Annotated in this window: 15 protein-coding genes and 5 tRNA genes; 15 read left to right on the top strand and 5 right to left on the bottom strand. The window is 45.0% G+C overall.

Annotated features, from left to right (window positions below; genetic code table 11):
* Position 1: 1 nt before the first annotated feature.
* The 3 genes from DRW07_RS12555 to tsaA are packed head-to-tail and all read right to left on the bottom strand — an operon-like array spanning position 2 to position 3,341.
* Entirely contained in the window at positions 2-844 is an 843-nt protein-coding gene (locus DRW07_RS12555) for an MBL fold metallo-hydrolase (RefSeq protein ID WP_124028279.1), read from the bottom strand.
* Positions 845-886: 42 nt separating this feature from the next.
* Positions 887-2,560, bottom strand: coding sequence for a proline--tRNA ligase (locus tag DRW07_RS12550; protein ID WP_124028278.1), 1,674 nt, complete (start codon positions 2,558-2,560; stop codon positions 887-889).
* A 46-nt stretch (positions 2,561-2,606) separates the two neighbouring features.
* Positions 2,607-3,341 (bottom strand): tRNA (N6-threonylcarbamoyladenosine(37)-N6)-methyltransferase TrmO, encoded by a 735-nt coding sequence (gene tsaA, locus DRW07_RS12545; protein ID WP_124028277.1) that lies wholly within the window; start codon positions 3,339-3,341, stop codon positions 2,607-2,609.
* 100 nt (positions 3,342-3,441) lie between these two features.
* Here tsaA and DRW07_RS12540 point away from each other — a divergent pair, with 100 nt between their 5' ends.
* Genes DRW07_RS12540 through DRW07_RS12525 form a run of 4 tightly spaced genes read left to right on the top strand, consistent with a single transcriptional unit; the run spans position 3,442 to position 7,932 of the window.
* Entirely contained in the window at positions 3,442-4,377 is a 936-nt protein-coding gene (locus DRW07_RS12540) for an ABC transporter ATP-binding protein (RefSeq protein ID WP_124028276.1), read from the top strand.
* A complete protein-coding gene (locus DRW07_RS12535) occupies positions 4,374-5,108 on the top strand; it encodes an ABC transporter permease subunit (protein WP_124028275.1) in 735 nt (244 codons plus the stop codon). Before DRW07_RS12540 ends, DRW07_RS12535 begins: the two co-directional genes overlap by 4 nt.
* Before the next feature lie 2 nt (positions 5,109-5,110).
* Positions 5,111-6,940, top strand: coding sequence for a Gldg family protein (locus DRW07_RS12530; RefSeq protein ID WP_124028274.1), 1,830 nt, complete (start codon positions 5,111-5,113; stop codon positions 6,938-6,940).
* Positions 6,937-7,932 carry a DUF4340 domain-containing protein gene (locus DRW07_RS12525; protein WP_124028273.1) on the top strand — a complete coding sequence of 332 codons (996 nt, stop codon included), beginning with the start codon at positions 6,937-6,939 and terminating at the stop codon, positions 7,930-7,932. The genes DRW07_RS12530 and DRW07_RS12525 overlap by 4 nt, the downstream gene beginning before the upstream one ends.
* On the opposite strand, the gene DRW07_RS12520 is transcribed toward DRW07_RS12525, so the two are convergent.
* The gene (locus tag DRW07_RS12520) at positions 7,892-8,455 is read right to left on the bottom strand and encodes a DUF1415 family protein (protein WP_165870491.1); all 564 of its coding nucleotides are present in this window, start codon (positions 8,453-8,455) and stop codon (positions 7,892-7,894) included. The genes DRW07_RS12525 and DRW07_RS12520 overlap by 41 nt on opposite strands.
* Positions 8,456-8,623: 168 nt before the next feature.
* Positions 8,624-9,484, bottom strand: a complete 861-nt coding sequence (gene folD / locus DRW07_RS12515; RefSeq protein WP_124028271.1) for a bifunctional methylenetetrahydrofolate dehydrogenase/methenyltetrahydrofolate cyclohydrolase FolD — start codon at positions 9,482-9,484, stop codon at positions 8,624-8,626.
* Between the two features lie 190 nt (positions 9,485-9,674).
* Here folD and DRW07_RS12510 point away from each other — a divergent pair.
* The 11 genes from DRW07_RS12510 to DRW07_RS12460 all read left to right on the top strand — a co-directional run bounded on the left by DRW07_RS12510 (position 9,675) and on the right by DRW07_RS12460 (position 18,953).
* Positions 9,675-9,751, top strand: a tRNA-Pro gene (locus DRW07_RS12510).
* 21 nt (positions 9,752-9,772) lie between these two features.
* A tRNA-Arg gene (locus tag DRW07_RS12505) sits at positions 9,773-9,849 on the top strand.
* 40 nt (positions 9,850-9,889) lie between these two features.
* Positions 9,890-9,965 (top strand) — tRNA-His (locus DRW07_RS12500).
* 9 nt (positions 9,966-9,974) lie between these two features.
* Positions 9,975-10,059: transfer RNA gene (locus DRW07_RS12495), tRNA-Leu, on the top strand.
* Between the two features lie 26 nt (positions 10,060-10,085).
* Positions 10,086-10,162 (top strand) — tRNA-Pro (locus DRW07_RS12490).
* A 269-nt stretch (positions 10,163-10,431) separates the two neighbouring features.
* The gene (tig, locus tag DRW07_RS12485; RefSeq protein WP_124028270.1) at positions 10,432-11,736 is read left to right on the top strand and encodes a trigger factor; all 1,305 of its coding nucleotides are present in this window, start codon (positions 10,432-10,434) and stop codon (positions 11,734-11,736) included.
* Positions 11,737-11,835: 99 nt separating this feature from the next.
* The gene (gene clpP, locus DRW07_RS12480; RefSeq protein WP_124028269.1) at positions 11,836-12,465 is read left to right on the top strand and encodes an ATP-dependent Clp endopeptidase proteolytic subunit ClpP; all 630 of its coding nucleotides are present in this window, start codon (positions 11,836-11,838) and stop codon (positions 12,463-12,465) included.
* 46 nt (positions 12,466-12,511) lie between these two features.
* The gene (gene clpX, locus DRW07_RS12475; protein WP_124028268.1) at positions 12,512-13,789 is read left to right on the top strand and encodes an ATP-dependent protease ATP-binding subunit ClpX; all 1,278 of its coding nucleotides are present in this window, start codon (positions 12,512-12,514) and stop codon (positions 13,787-13,789) included.
* Positions 13,790-13,877: 88 nt separating this feature from the next.
* Positions 13,878-16,229, top strand: coding sequence for an endopeptidase La (gene lon, locus DRW07_RS12470; RefSeq protein WP_124028267.1), 2,352 nt, complete (start codon positions 13,878-13,880; stop codon positions 16,227-16,229).
* Positions 16,230-16,604: 375 nt separating this feature from the next.
* Positions 16,605-16,877 (top strand): nucleoid-associated protein HU-beta, encoded by a 273-nt coding sequence (gene hupB / locus DRW07_RS12465; RefSeq protein WP_124028266.1) that lies wholly within the window; start codon positions 16,605-16,607, stop codon positions 16,875-16,877.
* A gap of 186 nt (positions 16,878-17,063) precedes the next feature.
* Positions 17,064-18,953 carry a SurA N-terminal domain-containing protein gene (locus tag DRW07_RS12460; RefSeq protein ID WP_124028265.1) on the top strand — a complete coding sequence of 630 codons (1,890 nt, stop codon included), beginning with the start codon at positions 17,064-17,066 and terminating at the stop codon, positions 18,951-18,953.
* Positions 18,954-19,128 lie beyond the last annotated feature (175 nt).

The raw sequence follows: 19,128 nt of genomic DNA, 5'->3' as shown, positions 1-19,128 counted from the left end.
ATTAAGGCAACGTAATGCATAATGGCTCAGATGCGGCAATAACCGCTAGGTCAGATGATGCTGCCTTTATATAATTCTTGCAGTGTTCAAGAATTTCGTCGATTTCATTATCAGTCCGTTCTGGATCGTGGCTGTATAAAGCCAAGCGTTTTACCTGACTGGCCAAGGCCAATTTTACACCTTCTTCAGCTATGGAATGACCCCAACCTGATTTTGCTGGCATATCTGTTTGCATGTACTGCGCGTCGTGAATCAGTAAGTCTACATTCTTGGCAAAGTCTACAAAGGTTAAAAACTCTGTTTCTTTGGTATAGGGTGGGTAAAGCTCATTGTCTGTAATGTACGCGAGTGTTGCGCCGTTATCTTCAAGCTTGTAAGCATTGCCCCCGCCGGGGTGGTTTAAGGCTATTCGAGTAATGGTTGCACTGCCAATCGTCCAGGTATTCTGGTTTTCAGACAAGCGATTGAAACGGATATCACAGGGGAGGTTGTCTGGATGCACCGGGAACGTTGAGCCGCGCATTTGTTCAACGATCGCATCTGGCTCGTCGAAGTGCGTAGCGCCTGCATTGATAATTATTTCTCTTCCGGGTTGATAGATAGGGGCAAAGAAGGGAAAGCCCTGAATATGATCCCAGTGATTATGGCTTAGCAGAATATAAATGGGCGTTGTCTTTTCGATTAAGGACTTGCCCAATATTCGAATACCTGTACCTGAGTCTAAGATAACATCGGTACCATCTGAAAGAACAACGTGAACACAGGCCGTATTGCCGCCGTAACGCACAAACTCAGCGCCAGGTGATGGGATAGACCCGCGTACACCGTAAAACGTTACCTTCACATTGTTCCTCGTACATTACAGCAATGCGTTGTAACCGTTTTTTTATAATGCTGCTATAAAATCTTCAACATCATCGATTGACAACAATTGCTTCTCGCCAGTGCGTCTGCACTTATATTCTACCTGTGCATTATCAAGATTGCGTTCACCAATAACAATACTGTGAGGAACCCCAATTAGCTCCATATCGTTGAACATAACACCAGGCCTTTCTTTTCTATCATCAAATAAAACATCTATGCCTTTATTAATCAAGGTGTTGTACAGATTTTCTGCCACATCTTTGATTCTTTGTGATTTATGCATGTTCATTGGGATCAAAGCAAGCGTGAAGGGTGCAATGGCATCCGGCCATTTGATGCCGAATTTATCGTGATTTTGCTCAATAGCAGCCGCCACGATTCTGGAAACACCTATCCCATAGCAGCCCATAGTAAGGGTTTGATGCTTGCCCGTCTCGCTGAGTACCCCACAATTCATTGCAGAGGAATACTTATCACCCAGCTGAAAAATATGACCCACTTCTATTCCGCGCTTGATCGAAAGCGTACCCTGACCGTCAGGAGAGGGGTCGCCAGCTTGTACGTTTCGGATGTCCACAGATACCGGCGTATCAACCCAGTTACCATTAATTATCGACTTCCCTGGCAGATTTGCACCACAGGTAAAATTGCTCACTGCTGCTGCCGCATGGTCAACAATCACTGGAATAGATAGACCCAATGGACCAAGATCGCTAGCAGTACAACCAACCAGTTCTTTGATTTGGGTATCCGTAGCGAATTCCAGAGGCGATTTGACGCCAACCAACTTTTCAGCTTTTATTTCATTTAGCGAGTGTTCGGCCCGCAACACCAGTGCTACCCAGCCCTCTTCTTCATTTTCTTCATTGGCCCCTTTAACCATAATGGTAGTAAGCCGATTTTCATGAGACGAAGAATGCGATGAATTTTCCACGCATTCACTCGCCAAAGGACTTTCATTGGTTGATGATGGGGGCAGAGTAACTGCCATTTCAACGTTTGCTGCGTAGTCGGATTGATCGGAAAAAACAATACTGTCTTCACCCGATTCAGCCAAAACGTGAAATTCATGGGAAGTGCTTCCACCTATGGATCCCGAGTCCGCAATAACGGCTCTGAATTCTAAACCCATTCGCTTAAAAATAGCATTGTAAGCCTGATACATGCGATCGTAAGTGTTTTGCAAACAGTCTTGCGTCAAGTGAAAGCTGTACGCGTCTTTCATGGTAAATTCACGTCCGCGCATGATACCAAAACGAGGACGAACCTCATCCCTGAATTTGGTTTGTATCTGGTATAGATTGAGCGGGAGTTGTTTATAGCTACTTACTTCATTGCGCACAAGTGCAGTAATTACTTCTTCATGTGTAGGCCCAAGTACAAAATCCCGCTCATGTCGGTCTTTAACACGCAGTAGTTCTGGTCCATAGTCTTCCCAACGACCAGACTCTTCCCACAAATCTGCTGGCTGTACCACGGGCATCAAGACTTCTATTGCGCCTGCCTTGTTCATTTCTTCTCGCACAATATTGGCGACCTTGTTCAGTACCCGCAACCCGGTTGGTAACCATGTGTATAGGCCTGAGGCAAGTTTTCGAACCATGCCGGCGCGGAGCATAAGTTGATGGCTAATAACCTCGGCCTCGGCTGGGGTTTCTTTTTGCGTGGCGAGAAGGTATTCACTGGTGCGCATGAAGGTATTTAATCCTGTTTTCTTTTTAATGACGCGTATTCTAAACTCAAGCGTCCGGGGAAGCTACTAGTCGAATATTCTCTACGGTAATTATTTGACCAGAGACCCGCCAAATAATATCCCAATCATACAGCTGACAGCCATAGCGTTTGTTATCGGTATGTTTTTTTTTCTTGTATGCAGGGCGTGGATCCTGTGACAGCACAGCATCAATTAATTCAGGTAAGTCTGGCTGATACATTGCACATTTGGCGAGCTGCTGCGTCGCTCGGGGGGTATAATGCACGTCATATTGGTTCTTTGGCTGTGCAGAGCCTTGTGCATTATCAAATGGAGTGTGACTCCCATTTATCGCATCAGCGTAGGGAATATACGGCTTAATATCGATAATTGGAGTGTTATCCAACAGGTCAACACCGCTGACCTCAAGACACAAGCGGCCTTTTTTTGTGTTATGGCCAAGGTATGTGACGACAGACATTCCTATTCCATTGGGTCGATGTGTGCTCCTACTGGCAAATACTCCCAGTTTCGCATTGCCGCCCAAGCGAGGCGCCTTTACGGTAGCTTGCCAACCTGCGTGTATAGTTTCACTGAACTGAAAGAGAAGCCAAACATGGGAGTACCCTGATAACCCTTTAAACACATTGATATCGGAATATGCATCAGACAATGTGACCACCCCTTTTGCATTGGCAAGATTGGGCTGACGTGGAATGCCAAACTTTTGTTTAAAAGGCGTGGTAATGTAACCAATCGGATGAATCGTAATTTCTGTCATAGTCGTTATTGATTTTACGGTAAAAGAACTTATATCTTCACTCGGCAAAATTTATCGCAATTAGACACGTGATTATTGTGCGGATGCAAGCAGGAAAACAATGATATCAGTAAAACAGTTATGCAAACGCTTCGGTCAGCAAATGGCCGTGAACCATCTTTCTTTCGATCTCTCGCCGGGTGATATCGTCGGTTTTTTGGGGCCGAATGGTGCTGGAAAATCAACCACGATGAAAATGTTAACTGGGTTCTTAACGCCCAGTAGTGGTGAGATATCAATAAACGGAAAATCTCTGGAAACGGACCGAATATCGATTCAAAAGCAAATCGGTTATCTGCCCGAGGGAGCACCAGCTTATGGCGAAATGACAGTTATTCAGTTTCTCCATTTCATTGCAGACATCAGAGAAATTAATGGGAGTCGGCGTGAACAAGCCATTCGGGATGTAGTGAGTAAGGTGGCGCTTGAAGAGGTATTAAACAAGACAATCGACAATCTTTCAAAAGGATTTAAGCGACGTGTCGGCCTGGCCCAGGCACTTATCCACGATCCTGACATATTGATATTGGATGAGCCGACGGATGGATTGGACCCCAACCAAAAGCATCAAGTGAGAAAGCTTATTCAAATGCTCTCAAAGGAAAAAATAGTCATTATTTCAACCCATATTTTGGAAGAAGTCAGCGCTCTGTGTAATCGCGTAATGATTATCGCTGAGGGCGAAAAACGCTTTGATGGCACACCAGATGAACTGTTGAAGCGCAGCAACGCTTACAACTCAGTACATCTGCATTTGAGCTATGCCGCTGATATATCTGGCTTGGATGAGCTTGACGGTGTAAAGGATATGCTGGTTGATCACAAGACTGGCAAAGTGACACTTATCCCTGAACCAGGGGTGAGTATCGTTCACTTGGTCAGCGAGTATATTTACCAGCGTCGCTTACCCGTTGATCAAATGACGGTTGAGGGAGGGCAACTAGATGATGTCTTCAGGCAGTTGACTGCGCCACACGCGGCAGAGGAGGTAGCATGAGACACGTAGTCAGTATCGGTAAACGCGAGTTTGCCAGCTTTTTTTCAACACCGGTTGCTTATGTTTTTATTGCCATATTTTTGGTGTTAAGCGGCGTGTTTACTTTTTTCGTCGGCAGCTTTTATGAGCGAGGCCAAGCTGATCTCACATCATTTTTTAATTTTCATCCATGGCTTTACCTATTCTTGGTTCCCGCAATTGCAATGCGAAGTTGGGCGGAGGAACGCAAATCTGGTTCTATAGAGCTCTTGATGACGTTACCTATTTCCGTTACTGACGCTGTGCTAGGCAAATTTATAGCAGCGTGGTTAGTACTCGGCCTTGCATTGTTACTCACATTCCCTCTTTGGATAACTGTGAACTATTTGGGGCAACCTGATAACGGTATCATTATCGCCGCCTACATAGGAAGTTGGCTTATGTCAGCGGCGTTTCTGGCCGTAAGCATGTGCATGTCTGCCCTGACCAAAAATCAGGTGGTTGCGTTCATCTTGGCCATTGTAGTGTGCTTTGTGTTTGTCGTAAGTGGGTCGAATATTGTATTAGATGCTTTTCAAAGCTGGGCGTCGGCTAACTTGATTGACGCAGTAGCAACCTTCAGCTTTTTATTTAGGTTTGAGTCCATGGCAAAAGGCGTATTGTCATTAAGTGATATTGGTTATTTCGTTGTATTCACTGGGGCGTGGCTGTATGCCAGCCTTGTGATCATTGAACAGAAGAAGGCTGACTAATCATGAATAAACTGACGTCTACTTTTGTAACTCTTTTGGTGTTGTTTGTACTGTTTATCGCCAGTATTTTGTTGAATGACTCTCTGTTGTCTAACATGCGTATAGACCTGACCGAGAACAAAGTGTACAGCTTGTCCGAAGGCAGCAGCAAGGTGATCAGTGAAATTGAGGAACCTATCAATTTGTACTTCTTTTTTTCAGACACTGCGACAAAGGGCATGGTTGGTTTACGCAATTATGCTGACCAGGTTCAGAGTTTATTGGAAACCTACAGCGCAGAATCACAGGGCAAAATACGGCTACATATCATAGATCCAAAACCTTTTTCGGAAGATGAAGATCGCGCTGCCGCGTTTGGTTTGACAGGGGCGCAACTGGGCATGATGGGCGATGCCATTTATTTTGGTCTCGCAGGCACCAACAGTTTGGATGATCAGAAAGTAATTGGCTTTTTTGATCCACAACAAGAACAGTTTTTGGAGTACGAAATCAGTAAGCTCGTTTATCAGCTTGCAGAGCCGCGTTTACCCGTCGTTGCGCTAGTTACTGATCTACCGGTTGATGGTATGCAAAATCCCATGACAGGTCGGTTTGAGCCTCCATTAACTTTTTACACGCAGCTTCAGCAGCTCTATGACGTAACTGTTGTCAGTGCAGCTTCAGAGTCTTTGCCAGAGAATACTGACTTAGTCCTAATGGCTCATGCGACCAATATCAATGAGAGTTTGCGCTTTGCTATCGACCAGCATGTTATGTCTCAAGGAAAACTTGTGGTTTTTGCTGACCCATACTACGAGTCATCAACGATGGGTATGCCTGGTGAGGCCTCTGATCTTTCCCTTCTGAACGATTGGGGCATAGTCATTAATGAAAAAATCGTTTTGGATCCTCAACTGGGTTTGGATATTAGAGGGCCACAAGGCGGTGTCATTCGTCACCCTGGCATCCTTGGGGTAAGTGCTGAGCAAATTGATTCGTCTGATATTGTTACTGCCAATATGGACACCATAAATGTCGCGTCAGCCGGACATATTTCCCTGAAGGAAAACAGTGAATTAAACTTAATACCCCTCATGCAAACTTCGTCTTTTGCCAATGTTATTAATAATGAAGATATGATGGCGACTCAAAATCCGTCTGACCTATCTCAATTGATTAGCGAAGAGGGCAGCATATATACCCTGGCCGCTCGGGTATCGGGGACATTAACCTCTGCTTATGCTGACAGCGAAGATACCAGCACAATCACTGCATCACAAAATGCCAATATATTGTTAATCGCTGACGCTGATCTGTTGCTTGACCGTTTTTGGGTTCAGCAGAGCAACTTCTTCGGACAAACCGTTTATAGCCCATTCGCAAACAACGGTGATTTAGTGATCAATGCTGTCGATAACCTGTCTGGCAGCGCGTCGCTGATCAGCGTGAGAAGTCGTGGTACCTTCTCTCGCCCCTTTAATAAAGTCGAGGAATTAGAAGTGCAGGCGCAGTCCCGCTTTAGAGAGCAGGAAGAACGTCTTCAAAACCAGTTGCTCGAAACAGAGCAAAAGTTGGCTGAACTGCAGAACCAGCAAATTGACGCAACGTCTATGATGATATCGCCAGAAGAACAGGCCGCTATCGACAACTTTATTGAACAGCGTATTCAAATACGCCAAGCGCTAAGGGAAGTGCGTTTTGAATTGCAACGAGACATTGACGCATTAGGCAACCGATTGAAGGTTATCAATATTGCTGTTTCACCGCTTTTACTGACATTTGCACTTTTGGCCGTCGCGAGGTTGTTGAGAAGGCGAGCAGTGGCAACGCCCAAAGCGGGAGATGCACAATGAAACGATTATTAACATTGCTAGTGCTGCTGGTGATTGTGGTAGGCATTAATATGATGATAGCGTCTGCGCCCGATGAATCGTCTGTTATAGAGGAAAAGCCTCTATTGGGCCAGTTATTGGAAAATGCAGAACAACTTACCTCTATACGCATTGAAACGGTCAATGGAATCGCACTCGAAGCGTCTTTGAAAGGTCAGCAGTGGCAGGCAGAACACCTTGATGAACAGGACGATTTTCCAGTTGATGAAGCGGCACTGAGAGAATTGGTCAGTGAACTGGCTTCTGCCAAGGTGGTTGAAGATAAATCATCTAACCCGGATAATTTTGCTCGACTCGGTCTGGCGGCGCTTTCATCGCCTGAATCTGCAGCAACAAAAGTCACCTTGCAAACACCAGGTAAGCAGTGGAGCCTGTTGTTAGGCACTGTGTCTGCGCAAGGGACTGGACAGTTCGTTCGTTTACCCAGTGAAAATCAAACATATCTTTCTGATACGCGCTTCTCACTGCCTACTGCACAATCAGATTGGTTAGTGAACCCTGCTTTGTCTCTGGACAGTTTGGATATTCTTTCTATCAATGCACAAGGTCCCGTCAATTGGAGAATAAAACGTGAAGGCGATGCGCAGGAATGGATGTTGGAGAATTTGCAAGACAATCAAAAGCTGGCTTTCCAGGATGTACTAGCGGATTTAGGGCAGGAATTTGCACAAATAAATTTTGAAAATGTGCTGAACAGAAATGCAACCCAGCTTGCCTGGTTGACCGACTCTCCTTTCGCACGCTTTACCCTTGAGCTTGCTGATAATGTAATCATGCTCAATCTGTATCGACAAGAAGGAACGGAATCCGCCTGGTTAACTATCGATTCCCAAAATCCAATTTGGCAATCAAAGTGGGCCTATCAACTCAGCCAGTTTGAACAGAACAAGCTGCTAGTCACGCGTGACAGCCTTATTCAATCGCCTGGTGAAGACGCGCCTGCCAACCCTTAAACTGGTGTACAAAGAAATCAGTGCCTAATGCTTCGCAGCGGGCCTGATTTCTGGCCACAATAACATCCGCCTCTTTTTGAGATGGCATCACAGTGCTAATTTCAGCTTCTCTTATGATATGTAAAATCGGCAATGGTGCGCGGTTAGTATAGTGCGTTGGGCTGTCAACAGGCTCGCCGTCAAACAGATAATCTGGGTGAAAGGTCGCTAGTTGAAACACGCCTTCCCAGTTGCATTGCTGGATCAACAAATTGGCCGTATCTACCCAGTCTAAAAAAGAAAAAAAGTCTTTTGCGCCATGAGTAAAAGTCACAAGCGTCGTTGAGCGATCTGGATTGCTGAGCAGTGACTGACAAGCCTGCTCCAGAATCGTCATCATTTGCTCAACATTTTTTGCATCAGACAGCGTAATATTGATACTTTCTTTTAGGCGAACGGGTCTCGCGAATGGGCAGAAATTCTGACCAATAATCCAATGATCAATCCATTCAAATAGAACTGCGTTGATTTCTTTTGTATTCAATAAAACTCGCCCAAAAAAAGTGTTGTTGGTTGGGGGCTTTTGAAGGTAGAAGTATATAGAGATGACCGTCTGAGGCATGGATGCCGAAGCCGAGCGCCCAGGGATGGGGTCACCGCGTGTCTTTTCTGTATACCCCTACCTTCAAAATTACAGACCACAGAACGTAATTTAGGAATGAAACTTAACGTAAGCTTCGAGCGTATTTTCTATCAAGCTTGCTACCGTCATTGGACCTACACCACCAGGAACAGGTGTAATCCATCCTGCTCGTGTTTTGGCTGTATTGAAATCTACATCGCCCACTAACGACCCGTCACTCTGGCGGTTAATACCTACATCAATGACAATGGCGCCGGACTTAATCCAGTCGCCGGGGATGAAATTAGGTTTGCCCACCGCGACGACAAGTAAATCTGCACGTTCAACGTGTGCGCGCAAATCCTGCGTAAATTTGTGGCATGTCGTGACCGTGCAGCCTGCAAGCAGAAGCTCCAGGCTCATCGGTCTACCCACAATATTGGATGCGCCCACAATAACCGCATCTAACCCTTTAACAGGGCGCTTCGTGGACTCGATCATCGTCATTATTCCCTTGGGGGTGCAAGGTCTTAATGCGGGAATTCTCTGAGCTAAGCGACCTATGTTGTAGGGGTGGAATCCATCGACATCTTTATGCGGATGAATTCGCTCAAGAATTGCCTCGCTGTTGAGTCCTGCTGGTAGAGGAAGCTGCACTAAGATGCCATCTATTTCAGGGTCTTCATTCAGTTCATCTACCAAGGCTATAAGCTCGTCTTGTGACGCTGAAGCAGGCAAATCGAAAGAACGTGATACAAAACCAACTTCATCACAGGCTTTACGCTTGTTTGCTACATATACTTGTGAGGCGGCATCACTCCCCACTAGCACGACGGCTAGGCCAGGGGAACGTTTATTTGCTTCCTTTAACGAATCAACATAAGAAGCCACATCTTGTCGTACTTGTTTTGAAATTAGTTTGCCGTCAATGAGGTGAGCAGTGGTTGCCATAATATCCCGTAAAAAAGAACTATCATTTCCTGTATATTGTCGCACAGAGAGGGAACCTTTGACACATGAGATTATGTTGAATTGATGGCTTATTCGCCAGTTAGAAAAAACCCATGAAAAAGTGTTTGACGAGGTTTAATCAAGTCGGTAATATGCGCCACCCGTAACGGCACACAGTGTTGTTACATGTCGGTGAGTGGCGCAGCTTGGTAGCGCACTTGGTTTGGGTCCAAGGGGTCGCAGGTTCAAATCCTGTCTCACCGACCACTTTATTGCACGATTCGTCGAGCGTCCGTAGCTCAGCTGGATAGAGCAACGGCCTTCTAAGCCGTGGGTCGCAGGTTCGAATCCTGCCGGACGCGCCATGCAAATGGCATTCGGCTAGTGTAATATAGTAAAACAGTGGTGGGCGTAGCTCAGTTGGTAGAGCCCCGGATTGTGATTCCGGTTGTCGTGGGTTCAAATCCCATCGTCCACCCCATTTCTTTATGCGGAAGTGGTGGAATTGGTAGACACGCTGGATTTAGGTTCCAGTGCTTCACGGCGTGAGAGTTCAAGTCTCTCCTTCCGCACCATCTATATAATTTATTCCTGTTTCTCTCGGTGAGTGGCGCAGCTTGGTAGCGCACTTGGTTTGGGTCCAAGGGGTCGCAGGTTCAAATCCTGTCTCACCGACCACAATAATGCAGGCTTTTTAACAACCTGCGCGCAAAATCAACTTTTTAACCAGTTCGACACCTCCACGAGCCACAAACATCGGTTTCTATCAGAAAAGTAAAGTTGTTGGTACTCTGCGTGGACTTCACTAAAGAGTGCCGCTATAATGCTGCGTCATTTTATCAGTGTAGGCCGTTTTGACCTCTTTGTTGAGCGTGGCAATGCCGCTAAAAACAAGGCCTGTAATTAAATAAATAGAGTGTGCACAGCACAGTTTTCGAGGTAGAAGCATGCAAGTTTCCGTTGAGACGACCGAAGGTTTAGAACGCCGTCTTACTATTACCGTTCCTGCTGAGTCCGTAGACACAGCAGTTAAATCACGCTTACAACAGCTAGCAAAAACACAGCGCATCAATGGCTTTCGTCCAGGTAAAGTTCCTGTAAGCGTAATCAAAAAGCGCTATGGACAGGCCGTTCGCCAAGAGGTAGCGGGTGATGTGATGCAGCGTAATTTTTATCAGGCAATTGTTCAGGAGAAGATTAATCCTGCAGGCATGCCATCTTTTGAGCTGACTAAAGATCAAGACGGTGAAGATCTAGAGTTCGTTGCTAAATTTGAAATCTATCCAGAAGTTGAAGTTAAAGGCATAGAAGAACTAGAAATCAACAAAACTGAAGTTGAGATCACAGATAAAGACCTCGACAACATGATGGAAACGCTTCAGAAGCAACACGCTGAATGGAAAGAAGTTCGTCGTAAAGCGAAAAAAGACGACTGTGTAATCATTGACTTCGTTGGCACTATTGATGGTGAAGAATTCGATGGCGGCAAAGCAGAAGACTTTAGACTTGAACTCGGCAAAGACCGTATGATTCCAGGATTTGAAAAGCCTCTCGTGGGTGCGAAGAAAGGCGAAGAAGTTACCGTTGAGGTGACTTTCCCTGAAGATTACCACGCTGAAGCGTTGAAAGGGAAAGACGCTGTATTCCAGGTCACGGTTAAGAAAGTCGAAGGGCAGGCCTTACCAAAATTAGATGAAGAGTTTGCTAAACTATTCGGTGTTGAAGAAGGCGGCGTTGATGCACTTAAAGAAGAAGTGCAGAAGAATATGCAACGCGAACTTGATCAGACTATTAAGGCAGAAACAAAGGAAAGTGTAATCACTGCTTTGATTGAGAAGAACGATGTGGCAGTGCCACAAGCGTTACTTGATCAAGAAATTAATGCCCTTCGCGAACAGGCAAAGCAGCGTTTCAGCCAGCAAGGTGGTGGCCAGAACATGCCGGAATTACCAGCAGATTTGTTCACTGATAATGCTAAGCGTCGCGTATCAATCGGCTTATTGCTTGGTGAAATCATCAAACAAAACGAGCTAAAAGCTGACGAAGATAAAGTCATGGAAATGATTGAAACAGCGGCATCTGCCTACGAAGACCCACAGGAAGTTATCGACTACTACAAGGGCAACGAAGAGCTGATGCAGCAAATGCGCAACGTTGCGCTTGAAGAGCAGGCTATCGAATGGGTACTTGAGAAGGCGAAAACTTCGCCTGTTACAAAAACGTTTGATGAAGTGATGAACAAACAAGCCTAAAATAGGTTTGACTGTTTGACTTCACCCATGTCGAACTGATTAAATGCTCGGAGTCCTTCCGAGCATTTTTGTTTTTAACGCAACGTAATTTGGATAGCTATGACCACAACGCCTTTCGATATCTCCAATGCATTAGTTCCTATGGTAGTAGAGCAAACTTCTAAAGGAGAACGCTCTTACGATATATATTCTCGTTTGCTCAAAGAAAATGTCATTTTTCTAGTGGGGCAGGTCGAAGACCATATGGCCAATCTGATAGTTGCGCAGTTATTGTTTCTGGAAGCTGAAAACCCTGAAAAAGATATCTATCTTTATATTAATTCTCCCGGTGGGTCAGTGACGGCAGGAATGGCGATCTATGACACTATGAAGTTTATAAAACCCGACGTTGCAACTGTCTGTGTGGGACAGGCGGCGAGTATGGGCGCTTTTTTATTGTCAGGCGGCGCTAAAGGCAAGCGTTATTGTTTGCCTAACTCACGGGTAATGATCCATCAGCCCTTGGGTGGTTTTCAGGGTCAAGCATCAGATTTTGAAATTCACGCTAAAGAAATTCTGTCCATTAAAGAGAAGCTTAATCGCTTGATGGCAGAACACACTGGCCAGGATTTTGAAAAGGTTTCACAAGACACTGACAGGGATAATTTTCTAAGCGCGGCGGAAGCAAAGGAATACGGGCTGATCGATCAAATCTTAACAAATCGATCTGACGCAGCGTCTATTAAGTAGTATATTGATAGGTCCCGATTAATTCGGTGATAAAGAGGCACGATGCATGAGTGACAAGCAAAACAGTGACGGCGACAATAAACTATTGTACTGCTCGTTCTGTGGAAAGAGCCAGCATGAAGTAAGAAAACTGATCGCTGGCCCATCAGTATTCATCTGTGATGAATGTGTCGAGTTGTGTAACGACATAATTCGCGAAGAAATTAAAGAGATTGCGCCTAAGCAAAAGCAACATGAGCTTCCCCGCCCCAGTGAGATACATGCGCATCTGGACGATTACGTAATCGGTCAGGAGCATGCTAAGAAAGTGCTCTCTGTTGCAGTTTATAATCACTATAAACGACTTCATAAAGGCGATGTGCACGATGGCGTTGAACTAGGAAAGAGTAACATTCTTCTTATCGGACCAACGGGTAGCGGTAAAACACTGTTAGCAGAAACACTCGCGCGCCTCTTGGATGTACCCTTTACGATGGCTGATGCGACTACGCTTACTGAGGCCGGTTATGTGGGTGAAGATGTTGAAAACATAATTCAGAAGCTGTTGCAAAAGTGCGACTATGACGTAGAGAAAGCTCAGCGTGGCATCGTTTATATCGATGAAATTGACAAAATCTCTCGCAAATCAGATAACCCATCAATTACCCGAGATGTATCTGGCGAAGGTGTACAGCAAGCGCTGTTGAAGCTCATCGAAGGTACGATTGCGTCTGTTCCGCCGCAGGGCGGAAGGAAACACCCACAGCAAGAGTTTTTGCAGGTAGATACTTCTAAAATTCTGTTTATCTGTGGTGGTGCATTCGCAGGTTTGGACAAAGTCATTGAGCAACGTGCTCAAACCGGCGCGGGTATCGGGTTTGGTGCGACAGTTAAAGACTCTGAAAGCAAAAAAGCGGTGGGCGAGTTATTCCGCAAGGTTGAGCCTGAGGATCTAGTCAAATATGGTCTGATACCTGAATTTATTGGCCGTTTGCCTGTAGTCACCAGCCTTGAAGAACTCAGTGAAGATGCGCTAATTCAGATTCTTAAAGAACCTAAGAATGCGATAACTAAACAGTACGGTGCTTTATTTGCGATGGAAGACGCTGAATTAGAATTCAGAGATGATGCACTTAGCGCCATAGCAAAGAAAGCGATGCAGCGTAAAACAGGCGCTCGGGGCCTTCGCTCTATCGTTGAAGCCGTTCTATTGGACACCATGTACGACCTACCCGCAATGGAAAATGTGAGTAAAGTTGTCATTGATGAAACTGTCATCAAGGGAGAATCCAGCCCAATCTTAATTTACGACAATGCTGAGAAAAAAGCAGCGTCAGATAGTTAAAAAAGGCCTTCGGGCCTTTTTTTGTAATTGAACTTTTTCGCCCAAGCCCCATATACTTCCAATAAATAAAAGAAAGCAGAGAAACCGCATGACAAATGAGCGAGAAAATCGCGCGGTAATGCCCGTTTTGGCATTACGTGACGTAGTTGTATATCCGCACATGGTGATCCCTTTATTCGTAGGAAGGGAAAAGTCCATTCGCTGTTTAGAGGCGGCAATGGATGCAGACAAACATATTTTCCTGGTAGCCCAAAAAGATGCGGGTGTCGATGAACCAGAAGCAAAAGATATTTATGAGGTGGGTACAGTCGCCACCATATTGCAGTTATTGAAGTTACCCGATGGCACCGTCAAAGTACTGGTAGAGGGCAATATTCGAGGCACCATGGATGGTTTTTCGCAGGTCGAGCCTTATTTAACCGCAGAAGTTGAGCAAATTGTCGATGACACTATTCCGGAGAATGAGCAAGAGATTCTCATTCGTTCCGCAGTGTCTCAATTTGAAGGGTACGTGAAACTCAATAAGAAGATTCCTCCTGAAGTATTGACCTCATTAAATGGTATCGAGGATGCTGCACGGCTGGCAGATACTATGGCTGCCCATATGCCGTTGAAACTGTCAGAAAAGCAAAAAGTGCTAGAGATGCGCGATGTAGACAAGCGTCTTGAATATCTCATGGCCCTCATGGAGGGTGAAATAGACTTGCTGCAGGTAGAAAAGAAAATTCGTACCCGTGTAAAAAAACAAATGGAAAAGAGTCAGCGCGAGTACTACCTGAATGAACAGATGAAGGCGATTCAAAAAGAATTGGGTGATATGGATGAAGCGCCTGATGAATTTGAAGTGTTGGGTAAGAAGATTACTGATGCCAAGATGCCTAAAGAGGCACAGGAAAAAGCCAATGCGGAACTGCATAAACTCAAGATGATGTCGCCTATGTCAGCGGAAGCAACCGTGGTGAGAAGTTACATCGAGTGGTTGACAAATGTCCCTTGGACAAAGCGCAGTGCGGTTAAAAAAGACTTAGCGAGGGCAGAAAAAATTCTCGATGCCGACCACTATGGTCTGGAAAAAGTGAAAGAGCGCATTATTGAATACCTTGCTGTGCAGCAGCGCGTGAAGAAATTGAAGGGACCGATACTCTGTCTTGTCGGGCCTCCAGGAGTTGGAAAAACATCACTCGGGCAGTCTATTGCAAAGGCGACAGGTCGCAAATATGTGAGAATGGCATTAGGTGGCGTGAGAGATGAGGCAGAGATTCGAGGACACAGAAGAACGTATATAGGCTCTTTGCCAGGAAAGCTGATTCAAAAAATGGCAAAAGTTGAGGTTAAAAACCCGCTCTTTTTGCTCGATGAAATAGATAAAATGTCTTCTGATATGCGAGGCGACCCAGCTTCAGCGTTACTCGAAGTATTAGATCCCGAACAAAATAATAGTTTCAGTGATCACTACCTAGAAGTTGATTATGACCTGTCTGATGTCATGTTTGTGGCCACATCAAACAGTATGAATATTCCAGGTCCATTGCTTGATCGCATGGAAGTCATTCGGTTATCAGGATACACGGAAGACGAAAAGCTGAATATTGCTAAGCGACATCTATTGCAAAAACAAATGGAGCGCAACGGATTAAAAGTGGATGAGTTAGAAATCACTGATTCAGCCATTGTCGGCATGATTCGTTACTACACCAGAGAAGCTGGCGTCAGAAGCTTGGAAAGGGAAATCTCTAAAGTATGCCGTAAGGCAGTTAAAGCTATCCTATTGAACAAAGGGGCTGAGAAAGTAGTTGTTTCTGCGGAGAACCTGAAAGATTATCTTGGCGTACAACGTCATGACTACGGGAAGGCCGATAAAAATAATCAAATAGGCCAAGTGACTGGCCTAGCGTGGACACAGGTAGGTGGCGACTTGTTGACTATTGAGACGACGTCGGTGCCGGGTAAAGGCAAAACCACTTTCACAGGCTCGTTGGGTGATGTCATGCAAGAATCAATCAAAACCGCGATGACTGTTGTGAGAAGCCGTGCAGAAAAATTGCGTATCAATGATGATTTTTATGAAAAGCGTGATATTCATGTTCATGTGCCAGAAGGAGCTACCCCCAAAGATGGGCCAAGCGCTGGTATCGCTATGTGCACCGCCTTAGTATCATCATTAACGGGCAATCCCGTTAAATGTGACGTTGCTATGACTGGTGAGATTACTCTGCGAGGCGAAGTGCTGGCTATCGGAGGTTTAAAAGAAAAACTTCTGGCTGCACACAGGGGCGGTATAAAAACAGTGGTCATTCCCAAAGATAATGAAAGAGATCTCGAAGAGATCCCTGATAATATAAAGCAAGATTTAAGCATTCATCCTGTTCAATGGGTAGACGAAGTGCTGGATTTGGCGTTACAAGAACCCATACAGTCTTGGCAGCCAGTCGCAAAATAGTACAATCAAAGGCGCTTCTTGCGCCTTTTTTGTTATCTGGACCTATAAAAAGGTATAGCGATTGATGAACCATATAATTTACGTAATGGCCTAGCATCAGTGACTTTGTACGCTGTAGCGGTTAAAAAGTAATCAGGTTTTTAAAGATTTAATGTTTTTTTTTAATTCTGGGGCTTTTTTCATTAAAAAACTATGATACCTTTTAATACGTAACCGCTATAAGCCTTGTCATTCAAGGGATTGCAGCGATTAAATGAAAAGTTAATTATTTGTAAAAGACTGCTTGATGTTAACAATCAAGCTTGTTATAACGTCTTAGCATTCTTTCATCATGCTGCCTGACAGTATAATAACAAACCGAAGGGGATTATAATTGTGAACAAGTCTCAACTAATCGATCAGATCGCTGCTGGTGCTGACATCTCAAAAGCTGCTGCGGGTCGTGCACTTGATGCCTTCACTGATTCAGTGACAGAAGCACTTAAAGAGGGCGACCAAGTCGCACTTGTTGGTTTTGGTACTTTTAGTGTACGCGAACGTTCAGCGCGCAGTGGTCGTAACCCACAAACTGGTGAGACTATCCAGATTTCTGCTGCAAAAGTTCCATCTTTCAAAGCTGGTAAGGCTTTAAAAGACGCGTGTAACTAAGTTATTTAGTACATAAAAAAAGGCGATGAATTTCATCGCCTTTTTTATTTCTTACTACCTCGCCAATCACACAGTGATTGCGGTATACTCTCGCCTTATTTTCCAAAAGGTTCGCCTTTCGCAGTGGTAGACAAACGCTTACATGCAAAATGAAAGGCTAGTTAGTTACGGAGTTTAATTTAAATCATGTTAGAACGGATCAGAGAGGGCGCTCAGGGGCCTTGGGCGATGGTTATTATTGCCTTGATCGTACTCAGCTTTGTTTTTGCAGGTGTGGGCGGCTATCTTGGCTCCTCTGCGCCCACGGCTGTGGCAACAGTCAACGGCGAAGAAATATCTGCGGATGAACTTGAGCGAGCTTATCAGAATCAGCGTGCACAAATGGAGGCGCAATTTGGAGAAGGCATAGCTGCACTGTTTTCAGATCCTGCCTATCTACAACAATTTCGGGCAGATGCATTGGACCGACTGATTGGCGATCTACTTCTAAAGCAACATGCCAATGAGCTTGGGTTACGTGTTAGTGACGAGCAGGTTAGAGAAGCAATTATTGCCATGCCTGAATTTCAGGTGGCGGGACAGTTCAACAATGACCGCTATCTAGCGATAATCAGGCAGGCTGGCTTTTTCCAGGCCGCCGACTTCAGAGACTATCTACGCCGTGAGATGATTCGCCAGCAATTACAAACTGCCATAGCGGCGTCTTCGTTCTCTATGCGGGGTCAGGCTAAAGATGTCGCCTTACTTGAACAGCAAACCCGGGATGCAAAGGTGTTGACAATCGACGCAGACCTGTTTGCAGATGACATAACAGTGACTGACGATGAATTGCAGGCTTACTATGATGGGAATCTGAGCCAGTTTGATACTGAAGAGCAGGTCAATATTGGTTATGTTGCTGTGAGTGTTTCTGATTTAGTAAACGATGTGACTATTGATGACACGCAAGCCATGGCGTTTTATGAACAAAATATTCGTGGTTTTCAAACAGACGAAGAGCGCCGAATCTCACATATTTTGATTGAATTTGGTGAAGACAAAGACGCAGCATTGGCACAAATCGAAGCTATTAAGGCGCGTATTGATGCCGGTGAAGATTTCGCTGCCCTTGCCGAAGCAGAGTCTGCCGATACGTTTAGTGCTGAAAACGGTGGTGACCTTGGGTTCATTACTGCGGATATGATGGGTGAGGCATTTGATAATGCCGCGTTTGCATTGAGCGAAGCGGGTCAGGTCTCAGATGTGGTAGAAACAGAATTTGGTTATCACCTGTTAAAAGCAACAGAAATTAAGCCACAGCAAACAACGCCATTCGAAGAGGTCAAAGAGGAAGTTGTTGCTGAATTGAAACGTGAAGAAGCGCTAACGCGTTATTTCGATATTCAGTCTCAAATGGCGCAAATTGCTTTTGAGGTGCCTGACTCACTTGATGAAGTTGCCAGCGTAGCAAATACTGAAATCAAAACAACAGGACTAGTCACGCGCGCAACAGCGCCATTCCCCGTTAACAATGCTTCTATACTTTCTGAGGCATTTTCAACGGAGTTGATTGAAGACCAAGTGAACAGCGACGTGATTGAAGTGGATGATGAAACCGCGGTTGTAATCAGAGTTATTGAGCACAAACCACAAAGCACGAAGCAGTTTGATGAAGTGAAAGATCAAATAACGGCAACACTCAATGCTCAAAAAGCGCAAGACGCTGCTCAATTATGGGCGGGTACTTTAAAGACTGCTATAGAGGCTGGTGAAGATGGGGCTGAGCAATTAGCCGAGAAATCGCTTTCGTGGACTGAGCTCAATGCAGTAGGTAGGTCAAGTGCGGATTTGGCCCCTGACCTTACAGAAGCCTTGTTCCGCCTCTCACCTGATGATAATCGTATTGATGTTGTCGCAATGAGCAATGGCGATGTTGGTATTGTTGAGGTTGTGAAGGTAAATCAGGCAACGCTTGTAGAAGAGAATCGACTTGAGCAATTTAAACAGCAGTTAACTGCTCGAAATAGTCAAAGTACTATGAATAGCTTCATTGAATCATTACGAGCTGATGCTGACGTAGTTATCCTTCAGCAATAATTCAGATAATAAATAGACAGGCGAGCACAGATGCTCGCCTTTTTTGTACCCGTTAATGGGTCAGCCATAGAAGCAAGGTGTAAAAGCCTGCAATGGTTGCAGAGATGACCAAAATATAGATAAATCCCTGTTTACCCTGTGCGAGGCTATAACCAAGAGTTTTTAAATACGCAGT

Source organism: Paralteromonas sediminis, assembly GCF_003820355.1.
In the GTDB taxonomy this organism is placed as follows: Bacteria; Pseudomonadota; Gammaproteobacteria; order Enterobacterales; family Alteromonadaceae; genus Alteromonas_F; species Alteromonas_F sediminis.
The sequence above is the reverse complement of the archived record's forward strand: the minus strand, read 5'-3'. Positions and strand labels throughout refer to the sequence as shown.